The 12,211-nt window shown below is 57.3% G+C and carries 12 protein-coding genes; 11 read left to right on the top strand and 1 reads right to left on the bottom strand.

The genetic code is table 11. From position 1 onward, the window contains the following. The first annotated feature begins 178 nt into the window (after positions 1-178). The 5 genes from ACVOLV_RS12180 to ACVOLV_RS12160 all read left to right on the top strand — a co-directional run bounded on the left by ACVOLV_RS12180 (position 179) and on the right by ACVOLV_RS12160 (position 7,171). The gene (locus tag ACVOLV_RS12180) at positions 179-1,795 is read left to right on the top strand and encodes a site-specific DNA-methyltransferase (RefSeq protein ID WP_481554623.1); all 1,617 of its coding nucleotides are present in this window, start codon (positions 179-181) and stop codon (positions 1,793-1,795) included. A gap of 1 nt (position 1,796) precedes the next feature. Further along, positions 1,797-4,436, top strand: coding sequence for a DEAD/DEAH box helicase (locus ACVOLV_RS12175; protein ID WP_481554622.1), 2,640 nt, complete (start codon positions 1,797-1,799; stop codon positions 4,434-4,436). Beyond that, a complete protein-coding gene (locus tag ACVOLV_RS12170) occupies positions 4,433-5,173 on the top strand; it encodes a hypothetical protein (protein ID WP_481554621.1) in 741 nt (246 codons plus the stop codon). Before ACVOLV_RS12175 ends, ACVOLV_RS12170 begins: the two co-directional genes overlap by 4 nt. Before the next feature lie 547 nt (positions 5,174-5,720). Continuing rightward, positions 5,721-6,677 (top strand): DUF932 domain-containing protein, encoded by a 957-nt coding sequence (locus ACVOLV_RS12165; protein WP_481554620.1) that lies wholly within the window; start codon positions 5,721-5,723, stop codon positions 6,675-6,677. Further along, a complete protein-coding gene (locus tag ACVOLV_RS12160) occupies positions 6,674-7,171 on the top strand; it encodes a JAB domain-containing protein (RefSeq protein ID WP_481554619.1) in 498 nt (165 codons plus the stop codon). The genes ACVOLV_RS12165 and ACVOLV_RS12160 overlap by 4 nt, the downstream gene beginning before the upstream one ends. A 249-nt stretch (positions 7,172-7,420) precedes the next feature. On the opposite strand, the gene ACVOLV_RS12155 is transcribed toward ACVOLV_RS12160, so the two are convergent. Next, a complete protein-coding gene (locus ACVOLV_RS12155; RefSeq protein ID WP_481554618.1) occupies positions 7,421-7,795 on the bottom strand; it encodes a helix-turn-helix domain-containing protein in 375 nt (124 codons plus the stop codon). A gap of 144 nt (positions 7,796-7,939) precedes the next feature. On the opposite strand from ACVOLV_RS12155, the gene ACVOLV_RS12150 reads away from it, so the two are divergent. The 6 genes from ACVOLV_RS12150 (at position 7,940) to ACVOLV_RS12125 (ending at position 11,904) form a co-directional block, all read left to right on the top strand. After that, entirely contained in the window at positions 7,940-8,647 is a 708-nt protein-coding gene (locus tag ACVOLV_RS12150; RefSeq protein WP_481554617.1) for a J domain-containing protein, read from the top strand. A gap of 22 nt (positions 8,648-8,669) precedes the next feature. Then, positions 8,670-8,885: a hypothetical protein gene (locus ACVOLV_RS12145; RefSeq protein WP_481554616.1), complete on the top strand. Its 216-nt coding sequence runs from the start codon at positions 8,670-8,672 to the stop codon at positions 8,883-8,885. A 23-nt stretch (positions 8,886-8,908) separates the two neighbouring features. Further along, positions 8,909-9,157 carry a hypothetical protein gene (locus ACVOLV_RS12140; RefSeq protein ID WP_481554615.1) on the top strand — a complete coding sequence of 83 codons (249 nt, stop codon included), beginning with the start codon at positions 8,909-8,911 and terminating at the stop codon, positions 9,155-9,157. A 107-nt stretch (positions 9,158-9,264) separates the two neighbouring features. Beyond that, the gene (locus ACVOLV_RS12135) at positions 9,265-10,215 is read left to right on the top strand and encodes a toxin-antitoxin system YwqK family antitoxin (protein ID WP_481554614.1); all 951 of its coding nucleotides are present in this window, start codon (positions 9,265-9,267) and stop codon (positions 10,213-10,215) included. Between the two features lie 104 nt (positions 10,216-10,319). Beyond that, positions 10,320-10,940: a hypothetical protein gene (locus ACVOLV_RS12130; RefSeq protein ID WP_481554613.1), complete on the top strand. Its 621-nt coding sequence runs from the start codon at positions 10,320-10,322 to the stop codon at positions 10,938-10,940. A 238-nt stretch (positions 10,941-11,178) separates the two neighbouring features. After that, positions 11,179-11,904 carry a MobA/MobL family protein gene (locus tag ACVOLV_RS12125; protein ID WP_481554612.1) on the top strand — a complete coding sequence of 242 codons (726 nt, stop codon included), beginning with the start codon at positions 11,179-11,181 and terminating at the stop codon, positions 11,902-11,904. Positions 11,905-12,211 lie beyond the last annotated feature (307 nt).

Raw genomic sequence — 12,211 nt, 5'->3', positions numbered from 1 at the left:
GTAATGGAAGCGTATGACCCAGTCGACGAGCGTTGGTCTGATGGGAACTCCAAGCGAATGACAGTCAGACTTCAGAGCTCAATGCCTTCTTCCGCAATGTGGAACGGGAAAGAGAAGCTCTCATTGGATGCGTCGGTATACTTGGGCATAGTCGAGAAAGTTTGATAAGGGGCGCCTGATGCCGTGGTTGGAGTGGTTAGATCGCAAGCAGAGTCTTGGTTTGTCAGGCAGAGCCCCGTATCGGCTGCTGGAGTCCGTCCAGAAGCTGGACGTGGGTGACGCCGATGCGCCTAATATGCTAATCGAGGGCGACAACTTGGACGCTTTGAAGGCGTTGTTGCCCTACTACGGGGGGCAAGTGAAGTGCGTCTACGCCGACCCCCCGTTTAACACAGGCCAGGCGTTCAAAAATTACGACGACAATCTGGAGCACTCGATCTGGCTGTCGATGATTTATCCGGCCATGGAGCTGCTGAGGCAGCTCATGTCCGAAGACGGCACGCTGTTCGTGCACATTGACGACAACGAGCTTGGCTACCTGATCGCCATCCTTGATGAAATCATGGGCCGGAAGAACAGGGTGGCCGTCGTGTCCTTCAAGCAGGGAGCTCCGACTGGCCACAAGGCCATCAACCCGGGAATGGTAAGTACCACCAACTTCATTTTGGTCTACGCCAAGAACAAGACCGAGTGGAAGCCCAGCCGCGTGTTCACCGGCCGCGAGCGCGACAAGCGCTATGGGAAGTTCTTGATCAACCCGCATGAGCACCACTCCAAATGGAAGTTCACAACACTCACGGCTGCGGTTGCGGAAGCAGCTGGCAAGAAAGCGGCAGAGCTAAAAAAGGAGCTTGGGGACGGTTTGGAAGCCTATCTCAATGATTTCGTGATTGAGCATGCCAAGCAAGTGGCGCAGTTCGTGCGGCCTGACTACAACGCCGTGAGCAAGGAAGCTCAGGAGATGATCGATGCATCCTTAGCTAAGCCCACGAACATCATGCACTTGGCTCGTGAAGAGCATTCGGACATGTATTTCATCGGCGGGCAGCGGATCATCTTTTATTCGGGAAAGTTGAAAGAGGTCGATGGCGAGCTTGTGGCTGGTGAGCCACTGACGACGCTTTGGGACGATCTGTTGTCCAACAACCTACATAAGGAAGGAGGGGTTGAGTTCCCCAAGAGCAAGAAACCCGAGGCGCTAATCAAGCGCTGCCTGGATCTGGCAACCCAGGAGGGCGACATTGTGCTGGATAGTTACCTAGGATCGGGTACAACCGCAGCCGCCGCCCACAAGATGAATCGCAGGTGGATCGGCGTGGAGCGGGGCGAACACGCGCAGTCCAAGTGCCAGCCGCGGTTGCAGGCGGTAGTCGAGGGTGAGCAATCGGGGATTTCCAAGGCCGTGGGCTGGAAAGGAGGCGGAGGCTTTCGCTACTACCGCCTGGGGCCGTCCGTTTTCGATGAGAACAACCACATCCGAGAGGGCATCAAGTTTGAGTGGCTGGCAGCGCATGTGTGGTTCGCCGAGACCGGCACCGCGCGCTCTACTCGTGCTCCAAAGACGGCCTTCCTAGGCGAGCACGAGGGCACAGGATACTACCTGCTCTATAACGGAATCTTAGGCGACAAGAGTGTATCGGGCGGCAACGTGCTAACGCTCAAACTCCTGTCCGAACTGCCTCCGTGTGAAGGCCGTAAGGTCATTTACGGCGAAGCAACGCGATTGAGTCCCGAGCGATTAGCCAGCCTGGGAATCGTGTTCAAGCAAACCCCCTACGACCTCAAGGCGCGCTAACATGGATTTGAAGGAGTATCAGGACCGATCTCTGAAACGTCTGGCTCTGTTCCTCGCGCAGGCGCGTGTGGAAGGCCCGGCCAAAGCCTTTGAAGCCACCGCCCAGGCCGATGGCAACGCAGTGTATTACCGGCCCATTTTGGGTGATACGAAGGAGCCCGTTGAGAGCTTGGAAGACGTTCCTTATGTTTGCCTGCGTATCCCCACGGGTGGCGGCAAGACTGTGTTGGGGGCGCACATCATCAAGCAAGCGGCCATCTCCTACCTTGAACGGGAGCTCCCGTTGGTGCTTTGGCTGGTTCCCAGCAAGCAGATCAAGACGCAGACGCTGGAGGCGTTCCGAAATCCCAAACATCCGTATCGCAGGGAACTGGATGCGGCGTTCGGCGTTGGTAATGTCGCGGTGTTCGACATCGCCGACAACGGCCAGATTCGCCCAAAGGACTTGAATGAAAAGCTGTGCTTGGTCATTGGCACGATGGCCTCCGCTCGCGTTGGGGACACCGAAATCCGGGATTTCTACGCAGACAAGGAAGACCTAGAGCCGCACTTCATTACGGGTTCGGACCTGTCGGGCCTGGAAATGAAGGAGGGAGCGGGCCGATCCAAATACTCTTTCGCCAACCTCCTGAAGCTGCACCGCTCGCTGGTCATCACCGACGAGGCGCACAACGCCAATACGAATCTGTCCTACCAAGTCTACGAGCGCCTGGCGCCGAGCCTGATTGTGGAGCTGACAGCCACGCCTGACATGAGCAGCAACATCTTGGTGCGCGTGTCCGCCAGCGAGCTGAAAGCGGAGCACATGATCAAGCTGCCGGTCGTGCTCAAAGAGCATGTGGACGGCTGGGAGGAGTGTTTGCAGGCTGCATTGCAGCGGCGGTCCTACTTGGCAATGCTCGCACCTGGTGAGGCGCCCGACTACCTGCGGCCCATCCTGTTGATTCAGGCCGAAAACAAGAACATGACAGCCACGGTGGAGGCTGTGCACAAGCACCTGGTCGAGAATGAGCAGATACCCAAGGAGCAGATTGCCATTGCCACGGGCGATCAGCGGGACCTGGATGACATCGACCTGTTCGATCCCGGATGCCTAGTCAACATCATCATCACCAAGGACGCGTTGAAGGAAGGCTGGGATTGCTCCTTTGCCTATGTTCTGTGCTCGCTCACGCAGCAGCGCTCAGGCACCGCTATCGAGCAATTGCTGGGTCGTGTGTTGCGCATGCCGTATGCGCGGAAGCGCAAGCAGGAGGAGTTGAATAAGGCTTACTCGCATGTGGTGAGTCCTAGCTTTGGTCAGGTGGCCCAAGAGTTGACGGACGACTTGGAGGCCATGGGTTTTAACCCGGTGGAAGCGCAGCAGTCGATCACGCCAGAACTTCCGTTGAAGGGTGGCTCGGGCACGACCTTCGCCCAGCCAACTTTGACATTGATACTCCCCAAGGCCCCGGACCTGACTAACATCCCGGCGGCCGATCGGGGAAAGGTTCAAGTTCAGCCCAGCCAGGATAAGACGGAGTTCGTCATCACCGTGCAGGGTCAGGTTGATGACGCTACGCAAGAGGCGATCGTGGATACGCTGCCAAAGCGGCTGCAGGCCGAAGCAGGTAGGCGACTGGCACACCACAATGTGCGCACTGCGGCCGTGCGGGAAACGCCTGCACAGAGGCAGTTGGCGTTTGAGGTGCCAAAGCTGATGTTTATCCAAGGGATGTTGGCGCTGGAAATCCGCGCGGATCTGTTCCTGGACATCCATGGCTGGTCGATCAACGACTATCCGGCGGACCTGGCCACCTTCCGCTACAGCGAGCAGACCAAGACCTTTCTGGTGGACATCGAAGGTCAGGAAGTGGGCTGGACGCCGGTGGCCGAGCCGCAGGTGGCCTACATGCATGGTTTGGCAGTGGAGTGGACCGACAAGGAACTGGTGGACTTCCTAGACCGGCGAGTGCGAGCGCTGGATGTCCCACAGCCCGAGTTGGTGGAGTGGATCCGCCGTGGCATGCAGCAGTTGTTCCAGCGTGGCTTTGACCTGACGCAGTTGGTGCGGGGCAAATATGTCATCGCCCGTAAGCTTGATGAGCAGATTGCCCAAGCGCGTATCAAGGCGTCAGAGAGCAATTACCAGACAGTGCTGTTTGCCAGTGATGCACCGGTTGAGGCCAGCTTCAACCATGCCTTCAAGTTCGACCCGAATGCCTACCCGATGCGCTATCCATGCGAGGCGAAGGTTAAATGGCAGAAGCATTATTACGCCATCCCAGGCGATCTACCGCACAAGCGCAAGGATGGAAAACTGGCGGAGGAGCTCACCTGCGCTCTGGCACTTGACATGCTCGATGAGGTGGAGTTTTGGGTGCGCAACCTGGTCCATAAGACCCAGTTCTCAATTCCCACCGCTTCCGGTAACCATTATCCCGACTTCGTCGCCAAGCTCAAAGACGGGCGCTTGCTGGTTGTGGAATATAAGGGTGGGGATCGAGTATCCAACGACGACAGCAAGGCTAAAGCGCAGATGGGGCATCTGTGGCAAAAGGCATCTAAGGGGCAGGGGATTTACCTCATGGCCACGAAGAAGGATGAGCAGGGGCGGGATATCCACGAGCAGCTGAAGCACGCGGTAAAGGGGGGGGGATGACCACGGCGCGCAAGCGGGTGGCCGACGCCGCCTACGAAATCATCAAGGCCAACCCTACGGGCATCCGCTGGGCTGATCTACACCGCGCCGTCCGGGCAGCGTTGCCTGACGAGAACAAGAACACGGTGGCTGGATCGCTTCATCACTATCGCAACCACCCGCATTCCAATGTCATTCGACCCGATCGGGGCATTTACGCGATCGAAGGCTCTGCGCAAGCTGATGCCACGCCTGCGGCAGCGCCTGTAACGATTGCGGGCAAGCACCGCGAATCGGACTTCTATCAGCCCTTTGCAGACTGGCTGGAAAACGACTTGGAAGAGGTTACTGTCGCCCAGCCTATTGGTGGCAATGGCGCGGGCGGGAAGTGGGGCACGCCCGATGTCATCGGCCTGTACGCGGCCAAGCCAAGTGATCCGATCAAATTCACGACGGAAGTCCTGGCCGTCGAAATCAAAATTGACACGCAGAGCCTGATCGTCGCCTTCGGTCAAGCCTGTGCTTACAAGCTCTTCGCGCATCGGGTTTATATCGCTGTGCCCCGCAACTCCAACCAGTCCGACTTGAAGCGTCTGGATGCGCTTGCCGGCGTGGTTGGTATTGGCTTGGTGAAGTTCAACTCCGATGATCCGGAGAACCCGGATTTCCAGGTGATGGTGCGTGCGGCGAAGCACGAGCCGGACTACTACTACACCAACGAAGTGCTATCGAACTTCAAGCGGGAGTTCGGCCTGTGATCAGTTGGAAGTATTAGGTGCAATGCGAGTTGTTGGAAGTAGCTCTTGGCACCGTTCATGCGCCCCTTGTTGCAGAGAGTATGAACTAGGTCGGATACGTAATGATCCACTGGCATCTAGCATTTATGTATATCAATCAGCTACCAAATTCCCATGTTGTTTCAATTAACAGAAGGATCTTGGTCAGCCACTAGCCACCGGCCGGCATGTACCTGGCGTGGGCGTTGTGCTAAATCAAAGTTCCGTTTTTGATTGGAAATTATTTCATACCCTTAGTACTACGTTGAAGCAGGATCCTCCTGCTTTGCCTGCGCTCCGCGCGCAGGCGCATCACTTCGAGTGCAAGGTATGAAAGATAAGTCTGAGTTCCTTTACTGCGTATTCATCGTAGCCGCCGCGATCCTATCGGCCGTAGCGCGGTGTTCATTTACCCGTCCGGACCAGTTCGGGCGCGATTCTCACGACTAAACCAACCATCGAAATATATCCACAAGGCCCGGCATTGTCCGGGCCTTGTGCGTTATGTCGTCGATGAAAGGAGATCAAGATGCATCACGTTGAAACCATGGCTTATGCAGGAAAAGTTCCCTGGCATGGCATCGGGAGCCAGTTGGCGTCAGGTCAGTCCATTGATGTCTGGCGTGAGCGCGCTGGAATGAACTGGTCTCTGGAGGAGGCTGAGGTTCGCTTTGTCACAGACAGAAATGAGCAGTACCCCGCGCGTGCTTTTCCGAGCCAGAAAGTGCTCTACCGCTCTGATACCAAGCGCCCTCTCGCTGTCGTATCCAAGCGCTACCAGGTCGTCCAGCCGCGGGAGATCCTCGAGTTCTATCGGGATCTGACACGCCATAGCGGTTTTGAGTTGGAGACTGCCGGCGTTCTTCGGGGCGGGCGGAGGTTCTGGGCGCTAGCCAAGACGGGGAAGGGCGTTGCCTTGAAGGGCCAAGACCAGGTGAATGGCTATCTCCTGCTAGCAACGGCTTGCGATGGAACGCTAGCCACCACGGCTCAGTTCACCTCCGTAAGGGTTGTCTGCAACAACACCTTGCATATCGCTGTGGGAGAGCGAGCAGGAGCTATCAAGGTGCCGCATCGCAGCACCTTTGATGCGGACAAGGTGAAGACTCAGTTGGGTATCACCGTCGCGGGCTGGGAAGGCTTCGTTGAACGCATGCGGACCCTTTGTGACACACCGGTCGATCCGGACTCGGTCGACTCAATGCTCCGAAGACTGCTGACCTATCAAACAGCCCAGCGCGACAAGGTAGCTGTGAATGAGAGGGCTGTTGCCAAGGTGAAGGCCCTGTATGACGGTGAAGGTAGAGGATCGAGCTTGCGGACTAGCAAGGGAACCGCTTTCGGTCTTCTCAATAGCATTACCGAGTTCGTGGACCACCATCGTCGGGCACAAAGCACGGAGAACAGGCTTGATGCAGCTTGGTTCGGTCAAGGAGCTCTACTGAAGCAAAGAGCCTGGAACGAGCTGATAGGAGAGGCTGCATGACCTCGAATCCAGCTGCAGGAGATCGATACGAGAACGCTCATGAGAGCGCCAGTGGGCGTGATGACGCAATGATCGCCAAGGCACTGCGGATCCTCGAAGCCAGGGCCTCAACCACCGGCCCCTTGTTTTGCGATCCAGACGTGGCAGGTCGCTTTTTCCGTCTTCGCATTGGAGGCGAAGCCCGTGAACACTTTGAGGTTGCCTTCCTGGATACCCGCAATCGACTGATAGGCGTAGAGCGTTTGTTCTCGGGGTCCATCGATGGTGCAGAGGTCCATCCGCGGGTTGTGGTCCAACGCGCCTTGTTCTGGAACGCAGCTGCAGTCCTTTTCGCTCATAACCATCCAAGTGGGCATTGCGAGCCTTCAGCTGCGGATCGCGCAGTTACATCGCGTCTGAAGGACGCATTGGCGCTGGTGGAGGTGAGGGTGCTCGATCACTTCGTAGTGGCAGCTGATCAGCACACGTCCATGGCTCAACTCGGCTACATCTAGCCACAAGCGATTGGGAGACAAACCATGAAAGAAAAAGGAAAGCCTTGGTCGGTGACCAAGGCTCCGCAAGCGCGTGCCTTGGCCGCGGAACTAGATCGCCAGGCTAGGGAGTTGGAGAAGTCGGCCGACTCAGGGAACTGGCGTCAAAGAGCGAGGGTCAGAGAGGCTGCAACTCGCCTTCGTAATCGTGCGGGTAATTGCTTAGCAAAGGCGCTGCTGCTGGAGCAGGCGGATATGTAGCGCTAATGCCTAAGGCTTAGTGACCAGATCCGGTACAAGCAAATGCAACTGCTCAATCAAATCAGGATTCTGCTGCAATAGCTCCAAAAGTTGAACAGCGCTTGCTTGCTTCTCCGGCGCGATATTGGAGAACAGCAAGATTGTCTGCGCCATCTCCTGAGAATCGGCCAACAAATACGCTGGTGGTACGTCAAGTACTTGAGCCAACGTGTCCAAGCTATCAAAGCCAACGGCTGTGACTTGGTGTTCGTAGCGATTTATCCGAGATGAGCCCTTTTCCTTTCCAAGTCCCATGCGATCTCCCAAGGCGCGCTGGCTTAGCCCGCGCATTTGGCGGGCCTGCACAAGACGCGCGGCGAACAGGGAGCGAAGGGCTTCAGACACGCAGGAATCGATGCGATCGGATGGGCACCCATCATGACGAACCCTCTATCAGTGTGGCAGACTCTATTTCACAGATAGAGGGTCGATTAGTCAAGCAGGAGTTGGTTACAGGGGCCTCCCGAGTAGCCCGCTACGGAGAAATGGATGTCGCAAGAAAACCACTACGAAGTCCTCGGGGTTCGCCCCGAGGCAAATCTCTGGGAGATCGAACTTGCCTACAAGGGGCGCCGGAGCCAGTACCACCCCGATCGATACGCCGTAGGGGACGACACCGCCGTCAAGTGGGCGACGGGGAAGATGCAGGCCCTGAACAAGGCGTACTCAGTCCTCAAGGATCCCGAGGAGCGCGAAAGGTTTGATCGGACCCAAGCATCCGTCTCAATCAAGTCAGGGCCCGCACCTAAACCCCCTCTCGAGCCGCGTGCTCAGCAGGCCAAGCCCACCCAGCCTCCACCGCTACGTTCGCTACGCCAAGCACTGGAAGGGCTGGAGTTCGTTAACGAGCCCTTCGAGCGGGTGTTCGTCGCTCCCCATATCCCGAGGAAGAAGCTCCTAGGCGCCCTAGATAGTTACGGCGGCGGTATCCGTGCCCAAGACGTGGTCGCGCTTATCGACGACACCGTATTTGGCGGTGCCAGGGAAGGGGTTCTGATCACAGATGGTCAGATCCGGAGCAAGGCCAAGTTCGAGGAGGCAGACATCCGCTTACTGGGCTGTCTGACCGAGATCACCGCACATGGCGCTCATATCCGGATTCATGGCGAGCACTACGCCTCGCTGAGCATCCCCAACCCTGATGACCTGCGAACCCTGTTCGTGGCTGTCAGCCAGTACCTGCAAGAAACCAACTGACTTCAACCAACAAAGGAATGACATGAGGTACCTGATAGGCCTGTACGGCGTGACCGTGCTAATCGCAGCGGTTTGCTTCGATTTCTGGGGCCGCTACGCGTACAAGGGCTTCTTCTACAACCTTGGGCAGGGCCTGATCTGGCCCGCAGTGGTCTTTCCTTCGCTGGGGAAGATGATCGGCGGGCTGATCTGGATAGTGGTGATCTTCTCCCTGCTCGTGTTCGTGAGGAGGCGATAAGCATGGGATCGAGAATCCAAAAGATGCTCACGGTTGCACTCATCACGCTGGGCCTGTGCGCGTGCAGCAGCGAACTGGATAAGGTCCGAGGCCAGTTCATCGACAGCTGCATGAGCGGTGGTGGATCCAAGTCCAACTGCAAATGCGCCGTCGACAAGCTGCAGGAGCACTACGGCGAAAAGGGCCTTCTGGCTATCGACGCACAGGGCTATCCGCCGGCGGACTTCGTGGACCAGCTCGGAATAGCTGCCAATCAGTGTCGGAATCGCTGACAGGCCATCCCAAATAGATCAATGGCCGCACTGGCGACAGCGGTGCACTTAGCTGTCTGTCATGCCCCTATGCGGCCTGCTCTGAAATCTCATTCACAAGGAATCTCATGAAACGCATCAAATACGTAGCAGCCATGACGGCTGCGCTTCTTCTAGCTGGGTGCAGCAAGCCAGTGCTGGACTGGCGCAACGCGGACCTGAGTAACGGCAAGATCTACGAAGCCGGTGCCAACGAGCCGTTCGATGGTCAGGTGACGGGTGTACCTCACAGCCAGATCGAACCACTGCTGGGGCCGCTGCGGAAGATCTTCCAGAACCTCAATACCAATCAGCCCACGAGCATGACGGCACTGCTTGGGAACATGGACTACGTCTGCGATGTGGACGTAGAGGAGGGTCTGGTAGGAGGCCACTACATCTGCCGCTACCCCCAATCACAGGTGGTGGCATATGAAGGTCGACGCACAGACGGAGGTCTCGACGGGGAGACCGTGTTCCACACCAAGGCTGGCAATCCAGGTGTTGTTCTTGGGATGAAGGACGGACAGGTCAACGGGCGTATCCAGATCTATTTCGCTGACAACCCGAAGCAGCTCTCTTATGAAGCCGCTGCAGTCGATAGTGCACTGGAGGGTGAGGCCGTCCTTTACTACCCGGACGGCAAGGTCAAGACAAAAGGCAGCTTCAGGGGGAGTGTCCCGATTGGCGTATGGGAGGCCTACTGGGAGCAGAACGGGGCAGTCTCAGAGCGTGTGACGTACGAGAGCGGCAAGTTGGTTTCGCAGGCCCGGTACCTGCAGGACGGCACCGAGTACCTGACAGAGCCAGAAATGTGGGCACTCCACCGTTCGATCTCCGAGAGCGATGACTTCACGCTGACGCCAAAGCAAGACGTACTGCTGGCAGAGGCTGAGAAGCGGTACGGGTCGATTCGCCTGAAGACACCCTCGCAGCGAGAGGCTGCGTCCAAGGCCAGGCAGGAAGCCATCCGGGCTGACAAGATCGCCCGCGGCCTGGATCCGGACTGCTGGGTCTGTGACGGATCCGATAAGCGGTAGTGCAGGGTGGATCGTTCGATAAGGGCGGACGTGCGCAAGCACGTCCGCCTATACCCCGTGATTTTGTTTTGCCTCATAGAAGCAGGCATAGAGAAGGAGTGCTCATGAAGAAGTTAGGCGTACCACTGCTGTTGGTGTCCGCAGTGATGGCACTGGCAAGCTGCAAGAAGGAAGAGTCATTGACGCAGGCTGGCGACATAAACCTGGCCGGCTGTGAGGTGCCTGCAGGCCTGACGGCAACTCAGGCGGAGGAGGTGGACTGCATGCCTGAGAAAGAAGCAGGTAAGCGAGTTACGCAGGGAACCGCAGCAACAGATGATCAGGTGATCAATGAAGCCATCGCTCGACAGGCCTTCGTGTACGGCCAAGCGGAAGAGGATGTTGAAGTCAGGCGCTCATTCACCGCTGATCTCAATGGTGATGGTGTAGAGGACCTGGTGGTTGTCTACATGCTAAATGCCACCGACGGCGGGAACTCGTACGCGACACACATGGTGGCGTTCACGCGAGAGGGCGGTGTGCTGAAGTCCACCAACTCGATGATCGTCGCAGCGTATCAGGAGGCTGTGGACGAGCTGATGGTTCTGGATGGCGTGGTGAATATGGTCAAGCTCGAACAGGGGCCGGATGACGCTGCATGCTGTCCGTCTGTGAAGGTGACGGTTCGCTATCTAGTGCATAGCGGGAAGCTGATGGCTCTTAGCCCAACGGCATGGGGCCAGTAAACGGTAGTGATACGTAAAACGTTACGTGTAGTTGCATAAAGTATGAGAGAAGGCAAGTTGCACGGGGTGTTCAGAGTGATCCCAACTGGTAGTGACTAAGTAGCTAGTAGTAGGGGGGGAATAGCGATGCGCACTTACCGTTTCTCCTAAAAATCAAATACGGCAGCAGTTCAGCCGTACTACAAAGGCCAGTGACCGACGTCACTGGCCTTTTTCATTACCGAAACTGAGGTCAACCATGGCAATCTTCCATCTACAGCTCAAATCTGGTTCCAAAGGCAAAGCGACTGGGCATGGCGCTTACATTCGCCGAGATGGCAAGAACGGGTCCCGAGAAGACCTCGTCGATACGGGGTACGGAAACTTGCCTGACTGGGCAGAGGACGACATAGGAAGATTCTGGTCAGCGGCAGATGCAAATGAGCGGATAAATGGAGCCGCGTACAGGGAGTTCATCGTTGCGCTCCCCAATGAGCTTATCGACTCCAGATCGAGAGACCTGGTGAAGGATCTCATTCGCTTCTTAGCAGGTGCTAAGCCCTATGAGTTCGCAGTCCATGCGCCTGTCGCATCGCTCGAAGGAGGAGTGAACTTGCACCTGCACTTGATGGTGTCAGATCGCTTGCCCGATGGAATCAACCGATCAGCATCGCAGATGTTCCGCAGGTACAACCCTGCTAGGCCTGAAACGGGCGGGTGCAGAAAGGACGCATGCGGAAGAACGAGCGTGCAGGTACGTGAAGGCTTAATCGAGACGCGGCACATGGTTGCGAGCATCATTAACGAGCACCTGCAGCGCAATGGCATCGCAGATCGTGTTGATCATCGAAGACTGCAGGAACAGGGCATTGGACGCAGGCCGGAGCGGCACTTGGGGGCGTTTCGTATCCGGGAGATGGCGCCACGTGAAAGAAGTGCCTACGTCGATGCAAGGCGATCGATGCGGTCTGAAGAGTGGCTATGACCGACTGGGTGGTGGAAGATCAGGGATCAGCGTGGAAGTCAGGTAAGACGCTTCGCGCGCGAGATGAATTTAAGGCCGGGGCCGCAACGGATCACGAAAGATCACTGTCGACGCAAAAACTGTGGGAATCCTGTCGAGGGCAGGGTTCATATCGTGCTTCCAGGGCGTCGCTCAGAGGAGCCGACTGCCTTATCGCCATGGGCGAGGGGGGGGGGGGGCAGGGGGCCCGGGCCCCCCCCCCCCCCCCGGGGGGGGGGGGGGGTGTGGTGGGGGGCGGGGGGGGGGGGGCGGGGGGGGGGGGCGGGGG

This window comes from Stenotrophomonas sp. STEN023 (genome assembly GCF_056760135.1).
This window is presented reverse-complemented; position numbering and strand designations above follow the sequence as displayed.